Below are 23,409 nucleotides of genomic sequence, written 5' to 3' on the forward strand. Positions count from 1 at the left end.
AAAAACCCGGCTACGCTTTATCGGCGTGCGCCGGGTTTTTGTCTTTTGATCTAAAGTTTTCGGACCGGTTGGCGATACACTGGTTATACGAGTCAACGTGGCAATGAGGTAGAACATGAACCCGATGTTAGCCCTTCGGCAGTACCAGAAAGTCGGCGCCCATGCGCAGACATCCGAAGCGAGCCCGCACCGCCTGGTGCAAATGTTGATGGAAGGTGGACTGGCCCGTATTGCTCAGGCCAAGGGCGCCATCGAGCGCAAGGACATTCCCGGCAAATGTACGGCGATCAGCAAGGCCATCGGCATTGTCAGTGGTCTGCGCGAAGGCCTCGATCTTGAAAACAACGCAGATGAGCTGGCTGATCTTGATGGCCTGTACATCTACATGATGAAGCGCCTCGCCGAGGCCAATATCAGCAGCGACCTGCGTGTCCTCGATGAAGTCGCCGGCCTGCTGACCACGGTAAAAGAAGGCTGGGACGCCATCGCGCCTGCGCCGGCTCCGCAGTTCTGAAGGAGATCACCATGAGTCTTGTATTGCAGCGAATCGCCGACACCCGTGAAGCGTTGGTCGGTGCTTTGGCGGCGCGAAACTGGGAAGCCATTGGCGAGCTGGACCTGGCTTGCCGTTCCTGCATGGAAGACGTCATGGCAGAAGCTTCGCTGGACGAAGTTGCGTTACGTGACAACCTCGAGGAGCTGCTTTTCGTCTACAAGGAGTTGCTTGAGGTGGCGATGGGGGAGCGGCAGGCGATAGCCAATGAGATGTCGCAGATCACCCAAGCGCAAAAGGCTGCAAAGGTTTACCATCTGTTTGGTTAATTAACCGTCAGTTAATCCAGAGATGTGCGCCATAAATTTGACTGTGCACGGTTTTTTGACTTAACTAGTGGCTATTATCAGGTTTAGGGCGTCTACAGGCACAGAGTGTCCTGCAAGCGTCTCGCTTGCCCCATTTTTCGGGCATTGAGTTGACTAGGGAAGTTGCTATTGCATGTGGCGTGAAACCAAAATTCTGCTAATCGATGACGATAGCGTCCGCCGCCGCGACCTGGCGGTGATTCTAAATTTTCTTGGCGAAGAAAATTTACCCTGCGGCAGCCATGATTGGCAGCAGGCAGTCGGCTCTTTGTCGTCTAGTCGTGAGGTCATTTGCGTACTGATCGGGACCGTTAATGCTCCTGGCGCGCTTTTGGGCTTGCTAAAGACACTCGCAACCTGGGATGAGTTCCTTCCGGTTTTGTTAATGGGCGATAATTCTTCCGTTGACTTGCCTGAAGACCAGCGTCGCCGCGTGCTTTCGACCTTGGAAATGCCGCCCAGCTACAGCAAATTGCTCGATTCGCTGCACCGTGCCCAGGTCTACCGCGAGATGTACGACCAGGCCCGCGAGCGCGGCCGTCATCGCGAACCCAACCTCTTCCGCAGCCTCGTCGGCACCAGTCGTGCGATTCAGCACGTGCGCCAGATGATGCAGCAAGTGGCCGACACCGACGCCAGTGTCCTGATCCTCGGCGAGTCCGGCACCGGCAAGGAAGTGGTCGCGCGCAACCTGCACTACCATTCCAAGCGCCGCGATGCGCCGTTCGTGCCGGTCAACTGCGGGGCGATCCCGGCGGAGTTGCTCGAAAGCGAATTGTTCGGCCATGAGAAAGGCGCATTTACCGGCGCCATCACCAGTCGTGCCGGACGTTTCGAGCTGGCCAATGGCGGCACGCTGTTCCTCGACGAAATCGGCGACATGCCTCTGCCGATGCAGGTCAAGCTGTTGCGGGTTCTCCAGGAACGCACCTTCGAGCGCGTGGGCAGCAACAAAACCCAGAGCGTCGACGTGCGGATCATTGCTGCCACTCACAAGAATCTCGAAAGCATGATCGAGATCGGCAGCTTCCGCGAAGACCTCTACTACCGCCTGAACGTATTCCCGATCGAGATGGCGCCGCTGCGTGAGCGCGTCGAAGACATTCCATTGCTGATGAACGAACTGATCTCGCGCATGGAACACGAAAAGCGCGGTTCGATCCGTTTCAACTCGGCAGCGATCATGTCGCTCTGCCGTCACGGCTGGCCGGGCAACGTCCGCGAGCTGGCCAATCTGGTCGAACGCATGGCGATCATGCATCCGTACGGCGTGATTGGCGTGGTCGAGTTGCCGAAGAAATTCCGCTACGTCGATGACGAAGACGAGCAATTGGTCGACAGCCTGCGCAGCGATCTGGAAGAGCGTGTGGCGATCAATGGGCATACGCCGGACTTCGGCGCCAACGCGCTGCTGCCGCCGGAAGGCCTTGACCTCAAAGACTACCTTGGTGGGCTTGAGCAGGGCCTGATTCAACAGGCGCTGGATGATGCCAATGGCATTGTGGCGCGGGCCGCCGAGCGTCTGCGCATTCGTCGCACCACGCTGGTGGAAAAAATGCGCAAGTACGGCATGAGCCGACGTGAAGGTGATGAACAGGCGGATGATTGACGCCTGTTTTTCAACCGCTTCATTTATAAGCGGTTTTTTTTAGGCACGGGTATTGCTACATCCCTCGCAACGTTCCGTTTCACTGACGGTCAGCCAAGCGAGAGAGCACAATGCCCCAAGCCGCCCAGATCTCTTCTGCCTCCAATATCGTGGGGCAATCCTCATCCGTGGAGCAGGCAAGCCGTCAGGGACTCGAGCAGGCGTTTCAGCTGTTCAACCAGATGTCGAGCCAGTTGACCGACTCCTACAGCCTGCTTGAAGCCCGAGTCACCGAGCTTAAAGGTGAGCTGGCCGTGGTCAGCGCCCAGCGCATGCAGGAACTGGCGGAAAAAGAGCGCCTGGCCAATCGGCTGCAAAATCTTCTCGACCTGTTGCCTGGTGGGGTCATCGTTATCGACGGCCACGGCCTGGTACGCGAAGCCAATCCGGCGGCTATCGACCTGCTCGGCTCGCCACTTGAAGGCGAGCTATGGCGGCACGTGATCGCGCGCTGCTTCGCCCCGCGCGAGGATGACGGCCACGAAATCTCCTTGAAAAATGGTCGACGCCTGTCGATTTCCACCCGCTCGCTGGACGCCGAGCCGGGGCAATTGGTGCTGCTCAACGATTTGACAGAAACCCGTCACCTGCAAGATCAACTGGCGCGTCACGAACGGTTGTCTTCGCTGGGGCGCATGGTTGCGTCCCTAGCCCATCAAATCCGTACGCCGCTGTCCGCTGCGTTGCTGTACGCCAGCCATTTGACTGAACAGCAACTGCCGGTCGAAACCCAGCAGCGATTCGCCGGTCGGCTCAAGGAGCGACTGCATGAACTGGAACATCAGGTGCGCGACATGCTGGTGTTCGCTCGCGGTGAATTGCCACTGACCGATCGCCTCACGCCCAATGCCTTGATGCAATCGCTGCAAGCCGCGGCACTGACCCATGTTCAGGGCCTGCCGATCCGCTGGCAGTGCGACAGTCATGCGGGTGAGTTGTTGTGCAATCGCGACACGCTGGTGGGGGCGTTGTTGAATCTGATTGAAAACGCCATTCAGGCCAGCGCCGCAGATGTGCGCCTGAAAGTGCATTGCTACACCAAAGACAACACGCTGCGCCTGTGCGTCAGCGACAGTGGCAGCGGCATCGAGCCCACCGTTTTGGCGCGCCTCGGCGAGCCGTTTTTCACCACCAAAGTCACCGGTACCGGACTTGGCCTGACCGTGGTCAAAGCAGTGGCCCGTGCGCATCAGGGCGAATTGACCTTGCGTTCGCGGGTCGGGCGCGGCACCTGCGCGCTGGTGACTCTTCCACTGTTTTGCGCTGCACAGGGAGCTGAGTGATCGTCATGGGCATCAAGGTGTTGCTGGTCGAGGATGACCGTTCGTTGCGCGAAGCGCTGGCCGATACGCTGCTGCTCGCCGGCCACGATTATCACGCGGTCGGCAGCGCGGAAGAAGCGCTGACGGCAGTCGCGCAAGAAGCCTTCAGTCTTGTGGTGAGCGACGTCAACATGCCGGGCATGGACGGTCATCAGTTGCTCGGCCTGCTGCGCGCGCGCCAGCCGCAATTGCCTGTGCTGCTCATGACTGCCCACGGCGCGGTCGAGCGTGCGGTCGATGCCATGCGCCAGGGCGCAGCGGATTATCTGGTCAAGCCGTTCGAGCCCAAAGCATTGCTCGATCTGGTGGCGCGGCATGCACTGGGGAGCATTGACGTCGGCGAATCTGACGGGCCGGTCGCGGTCGAACCGGCCAGTGTGCAATTGCTTGAACTGGCGGCGCGGGTCGCCCGCAGCGATTCCACCGTATTGATCTCGGGTGAGTCCGGCACCGGTAAAGAAGTGCTGGCGCGTTACATTCACCAGCAATCGCGGCGAGCCAGCCAGCCGTTCATCGCGATCAATTGCGCGGCGATCCCCGACAACATGCTCGAAGCGACCTTGTTCGGTCACGAGAAGGGTTCGTTTACCGGCGCCATCGCCTCCCAGGCAGGAAAGTTCGAGCAGGCTGACGGCGGCACGATTCTGCTCGATGAAATCTCTGAAATGCCGTTGGGTCTGCAAGCCAAACTCCTGCGTGTGTTGCAGGAACGTGAGGTTGAGCGAGTGGGCGCGCGGAAACCGATCAGTCTGGACATCCGTGTGGTCGCGACGACTAACCGGGATCTGGCCGGTGAAGTGGCGGCGGGGCGCTTTCGCGAGGACTTGTTCTACCGCCTGTCGGTTTTCCCCCTCGCGTGGCGTCCACTTCGTGAGCGCACTGCCGATATCCTGCCGCTGGCCGAAAAGCTGTTGGCCAAGCACGTCAATAAAATGAAGCACGCTGCCGCCAGACTTTCGACCGAGGCGCAAGCCTGCCTGACCGCGTACCCGTGGCCGGGCAATGTGCGTGAACTGGACAACGCGATTCAGCGCGCGCTGATTTTGCAGCAGGGCGGATTGATTCAGCCGCAGGATTTCTGCCTGACCGGTGCAGTGACATTTGCGCCGTTGCCGGTCGCAGCACCGGTGATCCGCGAGGTGGAAATCGAGGCGGATTCCTCCGGTGCCCTGGGCGATGACCTGCGTCGCCGGGAGTTTCAGATGATCATCGACACCCTGCGCGCCGAGCGTGGCCGACGCAAGGAAGCGGCGGAAAAACTCGGTATCAGCCCGCGCACCCTGCGATACAAACTGGCGCAGATGCGTGATGCCGGGATGGACGTCGAAGGTTATCTGTTCGCCACGTAATCGGTGGCGCCATCAACCAGGAACGTTTTCTGAAGGGGTGCCCATGAGCTGGCACCCTTGTTGCTAATACCTGTGTACCCGCCGAGTGAGTGTCAAAAAATTGCGGGCCGCCCAAGAGAGTAGACCATGAGCCAAGGTATTGAATTTAATCGATTGATGATGGACATGCAGGCCATGAAAGTGGATGCCATGTCGTCGCGTAAATCGGCTACCGCTGTCCCTGAAATGGCGGGCAGCAGCTTTTCCGACATGCTCGGTCAGGCGATCAATAAAGTCAGCGATACCCAACAGGCCTCGTCTCAATTGGCCAACGCATTCGAAATCGGCAAGAGCGGCGTCGATCTGACTGACGTCATGATCGCCTCGCAAAAAGCGAGCGTGTCATTCCAGGCGCTGACCCAGGTGCGCAACAAACTGGTTCAGGCTTACCAAGACATCATGCAGATGCCGGTTTAAGGGCGAAATAAGTCATGGCAGAAGCAGTCGCTGATAACGTTCCGGCCAAGGCCACCCCGATCGACGGCAAACCGCCGCTGTTCGGCCTGTCCTTTCTGGAAAACCTTTCCCAGATGACCGTGCTGCGTCAGGTCGGCCTGTTGGTCGGTCTGGCGGCGAGCGTGGCGATTGGCTTTGCCGTGGTGCTGTGGTCGCAGCAGCCGGATTATCGTCCACTGTACGGCAGCCTTGCCGGCATGGATGCCAAACAGGTCATGGAAACCCTGGCCGCCGCCGACATCCCTTACAACGTTGAACCCAACTCCGGTGCCTTGCTGGTCAAGGCCGACGATCTGTCCCGTGCGCGGATGAAACTCGCGGCCGCTGGTGTCACTCCCAGCGACGGCAACATCGGTTTCGAAATCCTCGACAAGGAACAGGGTCTGGGCACCAGCCAGTTCATGGAAGCGACCCGTTATCGTCGCGGCCTCGAAGGCGAACTGGCGCGGACCATCTCCAGCCTGAACAACGTCAAGGGCGCCCGCGTGCACCTGGCGATTCCGAAGAGTTCGGTGTTCGTCCGCGACGAGCGCAAGCCGAGCGCTTCGGTACTGGTCGAGCTGTACAGTGGGCGTTCGCTGGAGCCGGGTCAGGTGGTGGCGATCATCAATCTGGTGGCAACCTCCGTTCCCGAGCTGAGCAAGTCGCAGATCACCGTCGTGGATCAGAAGGGCAATCTGCTCTCCGATCAGGCGGAAAACTCCGAAATGACCATGGCCGGCAAGCAGTTCGATTACAGCCGCCGCATGGAAAGCATGCTCACCCAACGCGTGCACAATATTCTGCAACCGGTGCTGGGCAACGATCGTTACAAGGCTGAAGTGTCGGCCGATGTCGATTTCAGCGCCGTCGAGTCGACCGCCGAGCAATTCAACCCGGATCAGCCGGCGTTGCGCAGCGAGCAGTCGGTCAACGAACAACGCACCGCCAGCAACGGTCCGCAAGGTGTGCCGGGTGCCCTGAGCAATCAGCCGCCAGCGCCTGCCTCGGCACCGCAAACCACCGGTGGCGCGCAAGCTGCAGCCGGGATGATCCAGCCGGGCCAGCCCTTGGTTGATGCCAACGGTCAGCAGATCATGGACCCGGCCACCGGCCAGCCGATGCTCGCCCCGTATCCGGCGGACAAGCGTCAACAATCCACCAAGAACTTCGAACTCGACCGTTCGATCAGCCACACCAAACAGCAGCAGGGCCGTCTCAATCGCCTGTCGGTGTCGGTCGTGGTTGATGATCAGGTCAAGGTCAATGCGGCCAACGGTGAAACTACCCGTGCGCCGTGGACCGCCGACGAATTGGCGCGCTTCACTCGCCTGGTGCAGGACGCTGTCGGTTTTGACGCCAGCCGTGGCGACAGCGTCAGCGTGATCAACATGCCGTTCTCCACCGAGCGCGGTGAAGTGATTGCCGATATTCCGTTCTACTCCCAGCCATGGTTCTGGGACATCGTCAAACAAGTGCTGGGTGTGCTGTTCATTCTCGTGCTGGTGTTTGGTGTGCTGCGTCCGGTGCTCAACAACATCACCGGTGGCGGCAAAGGCAAGGAGCTGGCCGGTCTGGGCAGCGACGTGGAACTCGGTGGCATGGGCGGCCTGGACGGCGAACTGGCCAACGACCGCGTAAGCCTCGGTGGTCCGCAGAGCATTCTGTTGCCGAGCCCGAGCGAGGGTTATGACGCGCAACTGAATGCAATCAAGAGTCTGGTAGCTGAAGACCCGGGTCGCGTGGCTCAGGTCGTGAAAGAGTGGATTAACGCAGATGAGTGATAACCGAGCCGCCGCCGTCAAACTGACCAAGGTCGACAAAGCCGCGATTCTGCTGCTGTCCCTGGGTTCGACCGATGCTGCGCAAGTGCTGCGCCACATGGGCCCCAAAGAGGTTCAGCGCGTTGGCGTGGCCATGGCGCAAATGGGCAACGTCCACCGCGAGCAGGTCGAGCAGGTGATGAGCGAGTTCGTCGACATCGTCGGCGACCAGACCAGCCTTGGTGTCGGTTCCGACGACTACGTGCGCAAAATGCTCACTCAGGCCCTGGGCGAAGACAAGGCTAACGGCCTCATCGACCGCATCCTGCTGGGGGGTAACACCAGCGGCCTCGACAGCCTGAAATGGATGGAGCCGCGCGCAGTGGCCGACGTCATCCGTTACGAACACCCGCAGATTCAGGCGATCGTGGTGGCGTACCTCGACCCGGATCAGGCCGGTGAAGTGCTCGGCAACTTCGACCACAAAGTGCGTCTGGACATCATTCTGCGCGTTTCGTCGTTGAACACCGTGCAACCGGCAGCACTGAAAGAACTCAACCAGATTCTCGAGAAGCAGTTCTCCGGCAACTCGAATGCCTCGCGTACCACCCTGGGTGGCATCAAGCGTGCGGCCGACATCATGAACTTCCTCGACAGCTCGATCGAAGGCCAGCTCATGGACTCGATCCGCGAAGTCGACGAAGACCTGTCCGGTCAGATCGAAGACCTCATGTTCGTGTTCAACAACCTCGCCGACGTCGACGACCGTGGCATCCAGGCGCTGTTGCGCGAAGTGTCTTCCGACGTGCTGGTACTGGCCCTCAAGGGTTCGGACGAAGGCGTCAAAGAGAAGATCTTCAAGAACATGTCCAAGCGTGCTGCCGAACTGTTGCGCGACGATCTGGAGGCCAAAGGCCCGGTGCGCGTCAGCGACGTCGAAACCGCACAGAAGGAAATCCTCACCATTGCCCGTCGTATGGCCGAAGCCGGCGAAATCGTGCTCGGTGGCAAGGGCGGCGAGGAAATGATCTAAGCCCATGGATAAGCCTGACGAGTCTGTGACGGATCTGATCCGCGCCCGCGATGTTCGCGGCTTCGAATCCTGGGCGCTGCCCAGCTTCGACCCGCCCAAACCCGAGCCTGAGCCGGAACCTGAGCCCGAACCGCCGGAAATGGAAGAAGTGCCGCTGGAAGAAGTCCAGCCACTGACCCTGGAAGAGCTCGAAAGCATCCGTCAGGAGGCTTACAACGAGGGCTTCGCCATTGGCGAAAAAGAAGGCTTTCACAGCACCACGCTAAAGGTGCGTCAGGAAGCTGAAGCAGCGCTGGCGGCGAAAATCGCCAGCCTCGAACTGCTGATGGCCAACCTGTTCGAGCCGATCGCCGAGCAAGACACACAGATTGAAAAATCCTTGGTCGACCTTGTGCAGCACATCACCAAACAGGTGATCAAGCGCGAGCTGGCTATCGATTCGACGCAGATCGAACACGTCATGCGCGACGCCCTCAAGCTATTGCCGCTGGGCGTGGAAAACGTGCGCCTGTACGTCAATCCGCAGGACTTCGCCCAGGTCAAAGCCCTGCGCGAACGCCATGAAGAAACCTGGCGCATCGTCGAAGACGAGTCGCTGTTGCCGGGCGGTTGCCGGGTTGAAACCGAGCACAGTCGCATCGACGCCAGCGTTGAATCGCGGGTGACGCAAGTCATGGCGAAACTGTTTGACCAGTTGCACGAGCAAGCCCTGCACCCGGCAGCGCCAGACTTGAGTCTGGACATCCCCGAAGACACCCCTTCGGCTGTCGACCCTGACGAGCCGCGCGCGGACAACCCCGATGCGCCTTGAACGCACCAGTTTCGCCAAGCGTCTGGGCAGTTATGCCGAGGCGACCGAGATTGCCGGTGCGCCGATCCTTGAAGGTCGGCTGCTGCGCATGGTCGGTCTGACCCTGGAAGCCGAAGGCCTGCGCGCCGCCATGGGCACCCGCTGCATGGTGATAAATGACGACAGCTACCACCCGTCCCAGGTGGAAGCGGAGGTCATGGGTTTTTCCGGCAGCAAGGTTTTTCTGATGCCGGTCGGCAGTGTCGCCGGCATCGCCCCCGGCGCCCGCGTGGTGCCTTTGGCCGATACCGGTCGTTTGCCGATGGGCATGAGCATGCTCGGCCGTGTACTCGACGGCGCCGGCCGCGCGCTGGATGGCAAGGGCGGCATGAAGGCCGAAGACTGGGTGCCGATGGATGGCCCGACGATCAACCCGCTCAACCGTGACCCGATCAGCGTTCCGCTGGACGTCGGCATCCGTTGCATCAACGGTCTGCTGACGGTCGGCCGTGGCCAGCGTCTGGGTCTTTTCGCCGGTACCGGTGTCGGTAAATCCGTGCTGTTGGGCATGATGACCCGCTTCACCGAGGCCGACATTATCGTCGTCGGCCTGATCGGTGAGCGCGGTCGTGAAGTTAAAGAATTCATCGAGCACATTCTTGGCGAAGAAGGCCTCAAGCGTTCGGTGGTGGTTGCCTCGCCAGCGGACGATGCGCCGCTGATGCGTATGCGCGCGGCGATGTATTGCACGCGCATCGCCGAGTATTTCCGCGACAAGGGCAAGAACGTTCTGCTGCTAATGGATTCGCTGACCCGTTTCGCCCAGGCCCAGCGGGAAATCGCTCTGGCCATCGGCGAACCGCCAGCGACCAAAGGCTATCCGCCATCGGTATTCGCCAAACTGCCGAAACTGGTGGAGCGCGCCGGAAATGCGGAGAAGGGTGGCGGCTCGATCACGGCGTTCTACACCGTATTGTCTGAAGGCGATGACCAGCAGGACCCGATCGCGGACTCGGCGCGAGGCGTACTTGACGGTCACATCGTGCTGTCGCGGCGTTTGGCCGAAGAAGGTCACTATCCAGCCATCGACATCGAAGCCTCGATCAGCCGGGTGATGCCGGCCGTGGTCTCGGCGGAGCACATGCAGCGCGCGCAGTATTTCAAGCAGTTGTGGTCGCGCTATCAGCAGAGCCGCGACCTGATCAGCGTCGGCGCCTACGTCGCCGGGGGCGATCGCGAGACCGATCTGGCGATTTCCCTGCAGCCGCAATTGGTCCGCTATCAGCGTCAGGGCCTCAACGACAAAATCAACATGGGTGAAAGCCAGGCCTATCTCGAAACCCTGTTCGCCCCTGCGGCGGGCGGGTAACCGGCCATGGCCGTCAGCCGCGCCGCGCGCCTGGCACCGGTGGTGGACATGGCCGAAAAGGCCGAAAAAACCGCCGTCCAGCGCCTTGCCTACTTCCAGGGCCAGGTCAAAGTTGCGGAAAGCAAACTGGCCGACCTTAACGCATTTCGTCTGGATTACTCGCAGCAATGGATCGTGCGCGGCAGCACCGGCGTGACCGGGCAGTGGCTGCTCGGTTTTCAGGGCTTTCTGGCGCAACTCGACACCGCCGTCGATCAGCAGCGCCAGAGCCTGGTCTGGCACCAGAACAATCTCGACAAGGCGCGTGATGAATGGCAACAGGCGTTCGCCCGGGTCGAAGGCTTGCGCAAACTGGTCCAGCGCTATCGCGACGAGGCGCAACGCCTTGAAGACAAACGCGAGCAGAAGCTGCTGGATGAATTGTCGCAGCGCTTGCCACGGCGTGATGCCTTTTGATCTGGCTTTCCAACCTTGCCCCAACCCTATCCAGATGCTAAACCTTGTACAGGTTCGTCAATGACAAGGAAGCCAGTCAATGTCAGTCGTTACAGAAGTCTCACCCGATGGTCAAAAGCTGACGATCTCGATTAAAGGTCGCTTCGATTTTGGTCGCCATCAGGAATTTCGCGAGTCCTATGAAAGGCTCAATAAGAAGCCCCAATCCATCGTGGTCGATCTGAAAGAAGCCACCTACCTCGACAGCTCGGCGCTGGGCATGCTGCTCCTGCTGCGCGATCACGCGGGCGGCGACGATTCCGATATTCGTGTTGTCAACAGCAGTTCCGATGTGAAGAAAATCCTCGCGATTTCCAACTTCGACAAACTGTTCGACATCAGTTGACGCCCATGCAGGCGCAAGAGCCGCTGACTGTTCTCATCGCCGAAGACAGCGCCGCCGACCGGTTGCTGCTGTCGACCATCGTCCGTCGCCAGGGCCATGAGGTACTGACGGCGAGCAACGGCGCCGAGGCGGTGGACACCTTTGAGCGCCAGCACCCCGATCTGGTCCTGATGGACGCAATGATGCCGGTGATGGACGGCTTCGAAGCGGCGCGGCAGATCAAGGCTCTGGCGGGTGAAGCGTTGGTGCCAATCATCTTTCTCACCTCGTTGACGGAGAGCGAAGCGCTGGCCCGTTGTCTGGAGGCCGGTGGCGACGATTTTCTGGCGAAGCCGTACAACCAAGTGATCCTCGCCGCCAAAATCAAGGCGATGGATCGCTTGCGGCGTCTTCAGGCGACCGTCCTGCAACAGCGCGACCTCATTGCCAAACATCACGATTATTTGCTCAACGAACAACGCGTGGCCAAGGCAGTGTTCGACAAGGTTGCGCATTCCGGTTGCCTGAGTGCGCCGAGCATCCGTTACTTGCAATCGCCTTACGCGTTGTTCAACGGTGACTTGTTGCTCGCAGCCTACACGCCGGCGGGTGATATGCACGTCATGCTCGGCGACTTCACCGGGCATGGTTTGCCCGCAGCTGTGGGTGCGATGCCTTTGGCTGAAGTCTTTTACGGGATGACTGCCAAGGGCTACGGCCTGGCCGAAACCCTGCGCGAGATGAACGCCAAGCTCAAACGCATCCTCCCGGTGGACATGTTCTGTTGCGCCACGTTGCTGTGCTTGAGCTTTCAGCGACGTTCGGTGGAGGTCTGGAACGGCGGCATGCCCGACGGTTACCTGCACCGGATGGCCAGCGGAGAGCGCGTGCCGCTGCCGGCGCGGCATTTACCCTTGGGGATTTTGAGCGCACAGGCGTTCGACGACCGCACGGACGTGTACCCGATGGCTGTCGATGATCGCGTATTTTTATTGTCAGACGGCGTCATCGATACGTGCGACGCCAATGATCAATTGTTCGGTGTCGAGCGACTGCAGCAAGTGTTCGCCGCCAATCGAGAGCCGGATCGGCTGTTTGAGGATATCGAGCAGGCCCTGCGCGATTTCCGCGGCCAGGCACGTGATGACGTCAGTATGGTCGAGGTCAGCCTGCTCGAATCAGCGCAGACTCAAGGTCCGGCATCGGCGTATCCCGAAAGCGGCCCGTCTTGCCCGCTGGACTGGTCAGCGAGCTTCGAATTTCGCGGAGCGACGTTGCGGCGTTTCAATCCGCTGCCCTTCCTGTTGCAGTTGTTGCTCGAGGTGCACGGCCTGCGATCGCAGAGCGGCGCGCTGTATAGCGTGCTCGCCGAATTGTATTCCAATGCGCTGGAGCATGGTGTGCTGGGGCTGGACTCGAGCCTCAAGCGAGATGCGGCGGGTTTCGCCCGATATTATGAATTGCGCGGTGCGCGGCTGGCCTCGCTGCAGGACGGGTTTGTCCGGGTGCATTTGCAGGTTCAACCGCAAGGCGAGGGCGGCTGCCTTGTGATCCGGGTCGAGGACAGCGGGAAAGGTTTCGATGTGGCCCGGATCATGGAGCGACCGCTGGACACCGTCCGTCTGTCGGGTCGAGGTATCAGCCTGGTCCGGCAACTGGGGCGCAACGCCAGCTGGTCGGACCAAGGTCGTAGTGCCAGCGTGGAGTTTTTCTGGGAGATTGAGGCATAATCCGCCCATTCTTGATCAAGGAGTGAGCAAGTGACCGACCCACATGTAGACCGCGATGTCCTCGACACCTTGCGCGAGGTGATGGAGGACGGCTATCAAGAGCTGCTGGAGACCTTTCTGGCAGATTCGGAAAGCCGTCTGCACGAGTTGCAGGCCACCACCAGCGCCAAAGCCCTTTCCGATGTCGCCCACAGCTTCAAGGGCAGCGCCAGCAACATGGGCGCGGTTCGACTGGCGGCGTTGTGCCAGGATCTGGAGTCGAACGCCAAAGACAAAAGTCCGGAAACACTCGCGCAACTGGTCGCCGAAATCCATGGCGAATTCGCCAACGTACGCTCCGTCTACGAAGACGAAAAACTCCACGTCCATACTCACTGAACAGCGCCGTCCGGCGCTTTTCGCAAGTGTCTGGCATAACTGGCCCGGCACTTGCAGTCATCTTGCTCAACTGTACCTACGATCCCAGTGCAGCGGAGACCGTGTCATGCCTGCGACCCCAAACATTCTTCTTCAGACCGCCGCTCAGGCCAAGGCGCAAGCTGCGTCTGCCAAAACGTCGGCAATGGCCGCAGACGCCGGGGACAAGGCTTCCAGCTTCGCCAAAGTGTTCGCCGATCAGGCGCCTGCCAAGCCTGCCGTGAGCGCCGACAATTCAGTCAAGCCAGCGCGCGATAAAGTCGCTGACAGCACCGGCAAAAAGGAAGTCGGCAAAGATCCGTCTGCCGCGCCTGAGCCGGTGGTTGCCGATAGCGGCAAGGCATTGCCTGCCGACAAACCGGTGGCGAGCGACGGCGAAACCGCCAGTCATGACGATGCCACCGAAACCGTGCCAGCCCCTGTGGTTGATGCCGCGCCGGTAGACCCGGCGCTTGATCCTGCCCTGGCTCAAGTGATCCAGCCATTGGTGGCGACGCCTGTCGTTCAAGCACCGGTGATCGCGACGCCGGCCCAGCCTGAAACTGAAACACCTGCATTGGCGGTCGTGCCGGGCATGGTCAAAGATCCGGCGGCCACCGACAGCGAATTCGATCCTTCGGCTGATCCGCTCGACTCTTTGCCAGCCGTGCGCATGGCAATGGAACAGGGCGGGCATATCTCTGCCGCCAGTCAGGCGCAACCTAAAGCCTCGCCTGCTCAGGCTCAGGCCGACGGTGAATTGAGTTCCGCGCAGAACTTCGCCGCTGGCATGGCCAGCATGCTCGACGTGCAGGCCGACAAGGACAGCACCAGTCAGGGCGGCGAAAAGGCCTTCAGCGGGCTGATCGACGATGGCCTGAAAGATCTCAAATCAGCCACCAGCGACACCCGCGTCGACGACTTCGCCAACCGCCTGGCAGCACTGACCCAGGCCGCTACGCCAAAAACCGCGAATGCGCTGCCGGTAAATCAGCCGATCGCCATGCATCAGAGCGGCTGGACCGAAGAAGTGGTCAACCGCGTCATGTACCTGTCCAGCGTCAACCTGAAAGCCGCCGACATTCAGTTGCAACCGGCTGAGCTGGGGCGTCTGGATATCCGCGTGAACATGGTCCCGGACCAGCAGACCCAGGTGACATTCATGAGCGCGCATCCGAGCGTGCGTGAAGCGCTCGACGGCCAGATGCATCGCCTGCGCGACATGTTCAACCAGCAGGGCATGGGCCAGGTCGACGTCAATGTCTCGGATCAGAACCGTGGCTGGCAGGGGCAGCAAGGCCAGGAACAGGCGCAGCAGGGCCAGGGTGGCCGCACCAGCGCTGCCGGCGGGCGTCTGGATTCGATGGATGAAGAATTGGCACCGGCCACCGTGGCAGAAGTGGCGGCTCAGACCACCAGCATCATTGGTACCAGCGCGGTCGACTATTACGCCTGACACGACACGTAACCCCTGTGGGAGCGAGCCTGCTCGCGAACGCGATTTCACATTCAACATCATTGTTGTTGTGACACCGCTTTCGCGAGCAGGCTCGCTCCCACAGTTGTTTGTGGTTGCCGTTCAGATAGCCCGCTGACACTTCTGGCATAACACTTGCTCTTGCCTTGCCGTGCGACTGTGAAACCCCCGATTAGTGACGGATTATTGGCATGGCGAAGAGCGAAGCTGCAGCAGTAAAAGACCCCGCAACCAAAGGCAAACTCAAGCTGATCATCGTGATCGTGCTGGCGTTGCTGCTGGCCATTGGTGCATCCGTGGGGGCGACCTGGTTCTTCATGCACAGCGCCCAGAGCAAACCTGCCGAGGCAGCCGATGCGGCGCCGGTCGGCAAGCAACCCGCGATTTTCGAGCCGATGGCGCCGGCCTTCGTTGCCAACTACAACCAGAACGGCCGTCAGCGCTACATGCAGGTGAGCCTCACCATGCTGGCGCGCAATCAAGCCGATCTGGACGCGCTCAAAGTGCACATGCCGGTCATCCGCAATAACCTGGTGATGCTCTTCTCCGGTCAGGATTTCGCCACACTGGCGACGCCGGTCGGCCAGGAGATGTTGCGCCAGAAGGCCACCGCCAGCGTCCAGGAAGTGGCGCAGAAAGAGCTGGGCAAAGTGGTGATCGAACAGTTGCTTTTCACTAATTTCGTACTGCAGTAGGAACACGACATGGCCGTGCAGGATCTGCTGTCCCAGGATGAAATCGATGCGCTGTTGCATGGCGTCGACGATGGTCTGGTACAGACCGATAACGCTGCCGAACCCGGCAGTGTCAAAAGCTACGACCTGACCAGCCAGGATCGCATCGTCCGTGGACGCATGCCGACTCTGGAAATGATCAACGAGCGTTTTGCCCGCTACACCCGCATCAGCATGTTCAACATGCTGCGCCGCTCGGCGGACGTGGCGGTCGGTGGCGTGCAGGTGATGAAGTTCGGCGAATACGTGCACTCGCTGTACGTGCCGACCAGCCTCAACCTGGTCAAGATCAAACCTTTGCGCGGCACCGCGCTGTTCATCCTCGACGCCAAACTGGTGTTCAAACTGGTGGACAACTTCTTCGGCGGTGACGGCCGTCACGCCAAGATCGAGGGGCGTGAATTCACCCCGACCGAACTGCGCGTGGTGCGCATGGTACTGGAGCAGGCCTTCGTCGATCTGAAGGAAGCCTGGCAGGCGATCATGGAAGTCAATTTCGAGTACATCAACTCGGAAGTGAACCCGGCCATGGCCAACATCGTCGGCCCGAGCGAAGCGATCGTGGTCTCGACTTTCCACATCGAACTCGATGGCGGTGGCGGCGACCTGCACGTGACCATGCCGTATTCGATGATCGAGCCGGTGCGCGAAATGCTCGACGCCGGTTTCCAGTCGGATCTCGACGATCAGGACGAGCGCTGGGTCAACGCCCTGCGCCAGGACGTGCTCGATGTCGACGTGCCGATCGGCGCGACCGTTGCCCGCCGCCAGTTGAAGCTGCGCGACATCCTGCACATGCAGCCGGGGGATGTGATCCCGGTCGAGATGCCGGAAGAGATGATCATGCGCGCCAACGGCGTGCCGGCCTTCAAGGTCAAGATGGGCTCGCACAAAGGCAACCTCGCGTTGCAGGTTATCGAGCCGATCGAGCGTCGCTGAAGCGGCGCTTTCAACCCAAACATTTAGCTGAATTGTTGCCCGCCGAGGACACATGATGAACGACGATATGAACGCCCAGGACGATCAGGCACTGGCCGATGAATGGGCTGCGGCCCTGGAAGAAACCGGTGACGCCGGTCAGGCTGACATCGATGCACTGCTGGCCGCCGATGCCGGTACTTCGAGCTCCAGCCGTCTGCCGATGGAAGAGTTCGGCAGCGTGCCGAAGAACAACGACCCGGTGACCCTCGACGGTCCGAACCTGGACGTGATCCTCGACATCCCGGTGTCCATTTCCATGGAAGTGGGCAGCACCGACATCAACATCCGCAACCTGCTGCAGCTCAACCAGGGTTCGGTGATCGAACTCGATCGTCTGGCCGGTGAGCCGCTCGACGTGCTGGTCAACGGCACCTTGATCGCCCACGGCGAAGTGGTAGTGGTCAACGAGAAGTTCGGCATCCGCCTGACGGACGTGATCAGCCCAAGCGAACGCATCAAGAAGCTGCGCTGAGTGAAAAGGTTTCTCTGGGCTTTGCTGGCATTGCCATTGAGCGTGCTGGCCGCCGAGCCGGGCACAACCGCCGCCGCTGCGCCTGCAGCCACCGCGCCGATGGTCAACAGCGGCGTGGCCGGGCAATTGACGCAGTTGGTGTTCGGTTTGCTGCTGGTGCTGGGCTTGATCTTCTTCCTCGCCTGGCTGCTGCGCCGGGTGCAGCAGGCGGGGCCGGCCGGCAAGGGCCAGGTCATCGAACTCATCGGCTCGCGCGCGCTCGGCCCACGCGACCGTCTGGTGCTGGTTCAGGTCGGTAACGAGCAGATTCTGCTCGGCCTCAGCCCGGGCACCATTACCGCGCTGCATGTGCTCAAGGAGCCGGTCGAAGTACCCAGTGCCAGCGAAAAGGCTACGCCGGAATTTGCCCAGCATCTGCTGAAGATTCTCGGCAAGGATCAGAAGGATACGAAGTAATGGGTGCGCTACGCATCGTCTTGACGCTGGCCCTGTTGCTGGCCGCGCCGCTGGCGTTCGCCGCCGATCCGTTGTCGATCCCAGCGATCACGCTGGGCACCAACGCCGACGGCGCGCAGGAGTATTCGGTTAGTCTGCAGATCCTGCTGATCATGACCGCGCTGAGTTTTATTCCGGCGGCGGTCATTCTGATGACCAGCTTCACGCGGATCATCATCGTCTTCTCGATCCTGCGTCAGGCCCTCGGCCTGCAACAGACGCCGTCGAACCAGATCCTCACCGGCATGGCGCTGTTCCTGACCCTGTTCATCATGGCCCCGGTGTTCGATCGGGTGAACAAGGACGCGCTGCAGCCGTATCTGGCTGAAACCCTTACGGCCCAGCAAGCGGTGGAAAAGGCACAAGTACCGATCAAGGACTTCATGCTCGCCCAGACGCGAACCAGCGATCTGGAGCTGTTCATGCGTCTGTCCAAACGCACCGACATTGCCTCGCCGGATCAGGCGCCGCTGACCATTCTCGTGCCGGCGTTCGTCACCTCCGAACTTAAAACCGCCTTCCAGATCGGCTTCATGATCTTCATCCCGTTTTTGATCATCGACCTCGTCGTGGCGAGCGTGCTGATGGCCATGGGTATGATGATGCTCTCGCCGCTGATCATTTCGCTGCCGTTCAAGATCATGTTGTTCGTGCTGGTCGATGGCTGGGCGCTGATCATCGGCACACTGGCCAGCAGTTTTGGAGGTGTCTCGCCATGACGCCGGAAGTTGCGGTCGATATTTTTCGTGAAGCCTTGTGGCTGACCACCATGATGGTCGCCATCCTGGTGGTGCCGAGCCTGCTGGTCGGCCTGCTGGTGTCGATGTTTCAGGCCGCCACGCAGATCAACGAACAGACCCTGAGCTTCCTGCCGCGCTTGCTGGTGATGCTGGTGACCCTGATCATCGGCGGTCCGTGGATCGTGCAGACGTTCATGGAATACATCATCCAGTTGTACAAAAACATTCCGATGGTCATCGGCTAAGCCATGCAATCGCTGCTTCAGCTGACCGACACCCAGATCAGCACCTGGGTGGCGTCGTTCATGTTGCCGCTGTTTCGCGTCGCGTCGATGTTGATGGTGATGCCGGTGTTCGGCACTACCCTCATTCCGCGCCGCGTGCGCCTGTATTTCGCCGTGGCGATCACCGTGGTCATCACCCCGGCGTTGCCACCGATGCCGGCCGTCAGCCCCCTCGATCTGAGCGGCCTGTTGCTGATTGGCGAGCAGATTCTGGTGGGCGCCGTGCTGGGGTTTTCCCTGCAACTGTTTTTCCAGGCCTTTGCCGTGGCCGGGCAGATTGTGGCGGTGCAAATGGGCATGGGCTTCGCCTCGATGATCGACCCCACCAACGGCGTCTCGGTGGCGGTGATCGGGCAGTTCTTCACCATGCTGGTGACGTTGTTGTTCCTGTCGATGAACGGCCACCTGGTGGTGTTCGAAGTCCTGACTGAAAGCTTCACCACGCTGCCGGTCGGTGGCGGATTGATGGTCGCGCATTACTGGGAACTGGCCGGCAAACTGGGCTGGGTACTCGGCGCCGCGTTGTTGCTGGTGTTGCCGGCGATCACGGCACTGCTGGTGGTCAACATCGCATTTGGCGTGATGACCCGCGCCGCGCCGCAACTCAATATTTTCTCCATCGGTTTTCCGCTGACCATGGTGCTCGGCCTGTTCATCGTCTGGGTGGGGCTGGCGGATATTCTCAATCAGTATCAGCCGCTGGCCACTGAGGCCCTGCAGTTGCTACGCGAACTGGCACGGGCGCGCTGAGTCATGGCAGAGAGCGAAAGCGGTCAGGACAAAACAGAAGACCCCACGGATAAACGCAAAAAGGATTCCCGTGAGAAGGGTGAGATTGCCCGTTCCAAGGAGCTCAACACCCTTGCCGTGATGATGGCCGGTGCTGCTGCGCTGCTGATTTTCGGCGGCATGCTCGCTCAGGAAATGATGGACGTGATGCGGCTGAACTTCACCCTGTCCCGTGAAGTGGTCATGGATCAGGGCGCGATGGGCCGGTTTTTGCTGGAGTCGGGGCTGATCGCATTGCTGGCGATCCAGCCGGTCATGATCACCCTGCTGCTCGCCGCCGTGATCGGACCGATTTCCCTCGGCGGCTGGCTGTTCGCCGCCAAGTCGCTGGCGCCCAAGTTCAGCCGCATGAACCCGGCGGCCGGCCTTAAGCGAATGTTTTCCTTCAAGGCCGTGGTCGAACTGCTCAAGGCGCTGGCCAAGTTTCTGATTACCCTGGGTGTGGCGTTGGTGGTGTTGTCCGCCGACGTCGATGACTTTCTGCGCATCGCCCACGAGCCGCTGGATATGGCGATCATCCACAGCGTCTTGCTGGTGGGCTGGAGCACGCTGTGGCTGGCCTGCGGCCTGATCATCATCGCCGCCGTCGACGTGCCGATTCAACTCTGGGAAGCGCACAAGAAACTGCTGATGACCAAGCAGGAAGTGCGCGACGAACACAAGGACCAGGAAGGGCGGCCCGAGGTCAAGCAACGTATCCGTCAGACCCAGCGCGAAATGTCCCAGCGGCGCATGATGGCTGCGATCCCCGAAGCCGACGTGGTCATCACCAACCCGACCCACTACGCCGTCGCGCTCAAATACGACTCGGAGAAGGGCGGCGCCCCGGTGCTGCTTGCCAAGGGCAGCGACTTCATCGCCTTGAAAATCCGAGAAATCGCCGTCGCCAATAACGTCATGCTCCTGGAGTCACCTGGACTGGCGCGTTCGATCTACTACTCCACCGAACTCGACCAGGAAATCCCCGGCGGGCTGTACCTGGCCGTGGCTCAGGTCCTGGCTTACGTCTATCAGATCCGTCAGCACCAGGCCGGTAAGGGCAAGCGTCCTGATCCGTTGAAGGACGACCTGCCGATCCCGCCGGATCTGCGTCGCGATTCCTGACTTTACCGTGTGAAACAAAAAACCGCCGTCCCGATTGAATGGGGCGGCGGTTTTTGTGGCTGACCCAATGAAAGTCCAACCCTTGCCACAGGGGCGGTGCTGCTAAACGATTTTAATCCCACATTTGGAATGCATTCCCTGCAGGAGTGAGCCTGCTCGCGATAGCGGTCTGTCTGGTCTTGATCGTTCCTATGTCCCAGCGGGGGAATGCCTCAACGGACGCCCCGCGTTTGGCTGTGAAAGGAACGCGCAGCGTCCCGGGCTGCATTCCCACGCAGAGCGTGGGAATGATCAAATTCGTGGAGGATTGTGCTGTCTGTTATCCCGGCAAGTCTCAATTAATCAGTGCTGCTTAAAGGTCCGCTCATTTCGGCGACTTCTAGATTCTTCTCACCACCGCTCATCGCTCCCAATCCTCCCGCATAGGTCATTGAAAAACTCAACCCGTCATGGGGATCGGCTGACGGCGCCAGCCATTCAAAATGTCGGGTATAGGTGTTGTAAACCTCCGCCGAGGGCCCATTGGTATTGCCGGTCCAGGCTTTGTCCAGAAGAGGATATTTCGGACTTGCAACCCATGCGAACCAAGGCTGAAAGAAACAGCGCTGCATGACCGCACGGATTTGCGGTGTTAAGTGAACCTCTCCTCTTTGCGCCAGCGATTGAAGATATCTCTGATAATTCCAACCCAAGCCGCCGTGCACCAAAAGGGAATAGATATTGGTAACTTTGACTGAGTAGCTGACCTGCGCAGCTTGCTGATCCGTGATGGTGATGGTCGTCCCACCGTTGCCCATTCCTGTGACCTTGCCGCTGGCGTCAACTGCCGCAATGGACGCATTCGACGACCTGTAGGTATAGGGCGGGGTACCCCCAGCAGCAGCGCGGATCTGTGTGTTACCTATGGCATCGACACTGTTGAGGTTCGGACAGTAACCACTTCTCACCATCACGCCATCCAGCACCATCTGCGTCGTATCGATTGAAAGTTGCTGTGGCGTCACAGTCAGTATCCGAACGGTGGAATAAACCGGTGTCGGGTGGTAAAGGGATTGAGCATACAAGCGGCGACGGCCGAATGGGACGGTGATCGTGTGCTCCCAAGAACCCTCAATCAGACTGGCAGTCGCTCCGCCTTTAGACACGGCGCTCGAACCACTACCATCGAAAATCTCCACTTCCTTCCCTTTGCTGGCGGTGCCCTTGAGTATCAGCGTGGTGCTGGTGGTACTGTCGCCATGTGGCACTTCGTTATTGTTGGCGTCCAATACGTTGGTGAGGGTCGGGGCCGGCAGATCTTCCTCTTTCAGGCGAATGTTCAGCTTTTCATCTGGCGAGTCACCATAATTACCCAATTGATCAGTGACCAAGAAATTGACTGTGACCTCGCCGTCAACAAGGTCCTCAAAATCTGCGGTATACAGCGTCACGCTCGCGGGTGCTGAGGGATCTGTGACTTCCACCTTGAACGTTGCATTGCCAACCTTTAACTCCACTACTTCGAAGGGTTCCTTGGTGGTGTAGCTCATTTCGAACTTGATGCCCTTCTTAGCCAATTCAGCGGTAACGCCGTTGGCAAGTACCTCAGGTGGGATAATCAGCTCAACGTTGGCGTGGGGGTGCAGATGGTGAAGCACTAGCAAAACATCCGATGGTTCTTTGTTACCGCCGGGCCGTTCCACAACGTACTGAAGCTTGTTAACACCGTTCACAAACTTGACCTGCGAGACGTGCAGTGCGACTCGGTCTTTTTCCGTACCGGGCTGGACAGTGTGGCTGTCCACGGGTGTCGTCTCGCCGTTGATAAACAATTCGACCGAATCGTACGCGGCCATTGGCTCGACGCCTCGGTTTAGTAGTTCAATCCATGGATCCACCACACACAGCAGGCGTTTCGGAGCACCAGTGAAGAGACGTCTCGGAACGCCACCGTGAGCGAGGCTGGACGGCTTCACCAGTGTCACCCAGCCGGGTACAAATACTGGAAACAATTTAAAAATCTCAATCAGTTCGTCGGATTGGATGTTTATGGTTGACCGAGTGTCCATGACGCGCTCCTCACCCTGACGGGCCGGCAATGGGGTGTTGCGCTATCACATACGAGGCTTTGAGCTTTGCCTACTGTCAGGTCTGACAGGTAAATGCCTGTTTCAGACAAGTGGTGATCTGCCGTGCGTCCAAGTCTTTTCGATGTACCGGCCCCACCGATGACTAGTCGAGTTGCCTGATTGAGACAACAACACCCGCCGGCCCGGTTGATTCGGGGCGGCGGGTTTGTCTGTCTGAACAAATATCCCTGCAGGAGCAGCCGAATGCTGCGATCTTTGATCTTCCCTCTAAAAATCAAAGTCAAAAGATCGCAGCCTTCGGCAGCTCCTACAGGGCGCAATGTTCTTTCGGATTGCGCGCTACTGCGGCAATTCCAGATTATCCAGCACGCGATTGACCGCCAATTCCCCGAGCATGATCAGCTGCGCAATGCCCATCAGTGCGCGGCGCTGCGACGGCTTGACCAGGCCGGCGAATTCCTGGGCGATGGTTTTGGCGGACGCGAGGGTTTCGCAGGCGTTGGCCAGCAGGTCTTCGTTTTTCGTGTCGGCGGTCACGGCGTACATCGCGCGGGGGCTATAGGGCGGCGGGGTGGAGCCGGGCGGGCAGAGGTAGTGGTCGAGGGCGCGGTCGGCGGCTTCGTGAAGTTTTTTCGAGTCGAGGGATTCGTACGGTGATGTGGGGTCGGTTTCGGGCGGGTTGGGTGTGGGTTTGATCATGGTAAAGCTC

25 protein-coding genes are annotated in these 23,409 nt (G+C 59.8%); 23 read left to right on the forward strand and 2 right to left on the reverse strand.

Going from position 1 to position 23,409, the window contains the following annotated elements:
- Positions 1-115 precede the first annotated feature (115 nt).
- The 23 genes from fliS (at position 116) to flhB (ending at position 20,631) form a co-directional block, all read left to right on the forward strand.
- The gene (gene fliS, locus HU727_RS01200; protein ID WP_186532044.1) at positions 116-514 is read left to right on the forward strand and encodes a flagellar export chaperone FliS; all 399 of its coding nucleotides are present in this window, start codon (positions 116-118) and stop codon (positions 512-514) included.
- An 11-nt stretch (positions 515-525) separates the two neighbouring features.
- Positions 526-822, forward strand: coding sequence for a flagellar protein FliT (gene fliT / locus HU727_RS01205; protein WP_186532043.1), 297 nt, complete (start codon positions 526-528; stop codon positions 820-822).
- A 172-nt stretch (positions 823-994) separates the two neighbouring features.
- Positions 995-2,470, forward strand: coding sequence for a sigma-54 dependent transcriptional regulator (locus HU727_RS01210; protein ID WP_186532042.1), 1,476 nt, complete (start codon positions 995-997; stop codon positions 2,468-2,470).
- 110 nt (positions 2,471-2,580) lie between these two features.
- Positions 2,581-3,792: a sensor histidine kinase gene (locus HU727_RS01215; RefSeq protein ID WP_189673774.1), complete on the forward strand. Its 1,212-nt coding sequence runs from the start codon at positions 2,581-2,583 to the stop codon at positions 3,790-3,792.
- Between the two features lie 5 nt (positions 3,793-3,797).
- The gene (locus HU727_RS01220) at positions 3,798-5,180 is read left to right on the forward strand and encodes a sigma-54-dependent transcriptional regulator (RefSeq protein WP_186532277.1); all 1,383 of its coding nucleotides are present in this window, start codon (positions 3,798-3,800) and stop codon (positions 5,178-5,180) included.
- Positions 5,181-5,306: 126 nt separating this feature from the next.
- Positions 5,307-5,636, forward strand: coding sequence for a flagellar hook-basal body complex protein FliE (gene fliE, locus HU727_RS01225; RefSeq protein WP_186532040.1), 330 nt, complete (start codon positions 5,307-5,309; stop codon positions 5,634-5,636).
- Between the two features lie 14 nt (positions 5,637-5,650).
- Positions 5,651-7,438, forward strand: a complete 1,788-nt coding sequence (gene fliF / locus HU727_RS01230) for a flagellar basal-body MS-ring/collar protein FliF (RefSeq protein WP_186532038.1) — start codon at positions 5,651-5,653, stop codon at positions 7,436-7,438.
- Positions 7,431-8,450 carry a flagellar motor switch protein FliG gene (gene fliG / locus HU727_RS01235; RefSeq protein WP_039761172.1) on the forward strand — a complete coding sequence of 340 codons (1,020 nt, stop codon included), beginning with the start codon at positions 7,431-7,433 and terminating at the stop codon, positions 8,448-8,450. The genes fliF and fliG overlap by 8 nt, the downstream gene beginning before the upstream one ends.
- Before the next feature lie 4 nt (positions 8,451-8,454).
- The gene (gene fliH, locus HU727_RS01240) at positions 8,455-9,261 is read left to right on the forward strand and encodes a flagellar assembly protein FliH (protein ID WP_186532037.1); all 807 of its coding nucleotides are present in this window, start codon (positions 8,455-8,457) and stop codon (positions 9,259-9,261) included.
- Positions 9,251-10,609 carry a flagellar protein export ATPase FliI gene (gene fliI / locus HU727_RS01245; protein ID WP_186532036.1) on the forward strand — a complete coding sequence of 453 codons (1,359 nt, stop codon included), beginning with the start codon at positions 9,251-9,253 and terminating at the stop codon, positions 10,607-10,609. Before fliH ends, fliI begins: the two co-directional genes overlap by 11 nt.
- Positions 10,610-10,615: 6 nt before the next feature.
- Positions 10,616-11,065, forward strand: coding sequence for a flagellar export protein FliJ (gene fliJ, locus HU727_RS01250; RefSeq protein WP_186532035.1), 450 nt, complete (start codon positions 10,616-10,618; stop codon positions 11,063-11,065).
- Between the two features lie 79 nt (positions 11,066-11,144).
- Positions 11,145-11,450: an STAS domain-containing protein gene (locus tag HU727_RS01255; RefSeq protein WP_186532034.1), complete on the forward strand. Its 306-nt coding sequence runs from the start codon at positions 11,145-11,147 to the stop codon at positions 11,448-11,450.
- Between the two features lie 5 nt (positions 11,451-11,455).
- Positions 11,456-13,159, forward strand: a complete 1,704-nt coding sequence (locus tag HU727_RS01260) for an ATP-binding SpoIIE family protein phosphatase (protein ID WP_186532033.1) — start codon at positions 11,456-11,458, stop codon at positions 13,157-13,159.
- 30 nt (positions 13,160-13,189) lie between these two features.
- Entirely contained in the window at positions 13,190-13,537 is a 348-nt protein-coding gene (locus HU727_RS01265; RefSeq protein ID WP_186532031.1) for an Hpt domain-containing protein, read from the forward strand.
- A gap of 106 nt (positions 13,538-13,643) precedes the next feature.
- Entirely contained in the window at positions 13,644-15,011 is a 1,368-nt protein-coding gene (locus HU727_RS01270; protein ID WP_186532029.1) for a flagellar hook-length control protein FliK, read from the forward strand.
- A 212-nt stretch (positions 15,012-15,223) separates the two neighbouring features.
- A complete protein-coding gene (gene fliL, locus HU727_RS01275) occupies positions 15,224-15,727 on the forward strand; it encodes a flagellar basal body-associated protein FliL (protein WP_186532027.1) in 504 nt (167 codons plus the stop codon).
- Positions 15,728-15,736: 9 nt separating this feature from the next.
- Positions 15,737-16,705, forward strand: a complete 969-nt coding sequence (fliM, locus tag HU727_RS01280) for a flagellar motor switch protein FliM (RefSeq protein WP_038363850.1) — start codon at positions 15,737-15,739, stop codon at positions 16,703-16,705.
- A gap of 55 nt (positions 16,706-16,760) precedes the next feature.
- Complete coding sequence (fliN, locus tag HU727_RS01285; protein WP_437180368.1) at positions 16,761-17,219, forward strand: flagellar motor switch protein FliN; 459 nt, start codon at positions 16,761-16,763, stop codon at positions 17,217-17,219.
- Positions 17,220-17,675 carry a flagellar biosynthetic protein FliO gene (fliO, locus tag HU727_RS01290; protein WP_186532024.1) on the forward strand — a complete coding sequence of 152 codons (456 nt, stop codon included), beginning with the start codon at positions 17,220-17,222 and terminating at the stop codon, positions 17,673-17,675. It begins immediately after the preceding gene.
- A complete protein-coding gene (fliP, locus tag HU727_RS01295; protein WP_186532021.1) occupies positions 17,675-18,433 on the forward strand; it encodes a flagellar type III secretion system pore protein FliP in 759 nt (252 codons plus the stop codon). Before fliO ends, fliP begins: the two co-directional genes overlap by 1 nt.
- Positions 18,430-18,699: a flagellar biosynthesis protein FliQ gene (fliQ, locus tag HU727_RS01300; protein ID WP_016771067.1), complete on the forward strand. Its 270-nt coding sequence runs from the start codon at positions 18,430-18,432 to the stop codon at positions 18,697-18,699. Before fliP ends, fliQ begins: the two co-directional genes overlap by 4 nt.
- Positions 18,700-18,702: 3 nt before the next feature.
- The gene (fliR, locus tag HU727_RS01305; protein ID WP_186532019.1) at positions 18,703-19,488 is read left to right on the forward strand and encodes a flagellar biosynthetic protein FliR; all 786 of its coding nucleotides are present in this window, start codon (positions 18,703-18,705) and stop codon (positions 19,486-19,488) included.
- A gap of 3 nt (positions 19,489-19,491) precedes the next feature.
- A complete protein-coding gene (flhB, locus tag HU727_RS01310; RefSeq protein ID WP_186532017.1) occupies positions 19,492-20,631 on the forward strand; it encodes a flagellar biosynthesis protein FlhB in 1,140 nt (379 codons plus the stop codon).
- Positions 20,632-20,969: 338 nt separating this feature from the next.
- Here flhB and HU727_RS01315 read toward each other — a convergent pair whose 3' ends face one another.
- Together HU727_RS01315 and HU727_RS01320 are read right to left on the reverse strand one after the other, a co-directional pair.
- Entirely contained in the window at positions 20,970-22,679 is a 1,710-nt protein-coding gene (locus HU727_RS01315) for an immunoglobulin-like domain-containing protein (protein ID WP_186532015.1), read from the reverse strand.
- Between the two features lie 360 nt (positions 22,680-23,039).
- On the reverse strand, positions 23,040-23,399 hold the full coding sequence (locus HU727_RS01320) for a DUF6124 family protein (RefSeq protein WP_186532014.1): 360 nt from the start codon (positions 23,397-23,399) through the stop codon (positions 23,040-23,042).
- Positions 23,400-23,409: the final 10 nt, after the last annotated feature.

It is taken from the genome of Pseudomonas khorasanensis, assembly GCF_014268505.2.
GTDB classification, from domain to species: domain Bacteria; phylum Pseudomonadota; class Gammaproteobacteria; order Pseudomonadales; family Pseudomonadaceae; genus Aquipseudomonas; species Aquipseudomonas khorasanensis.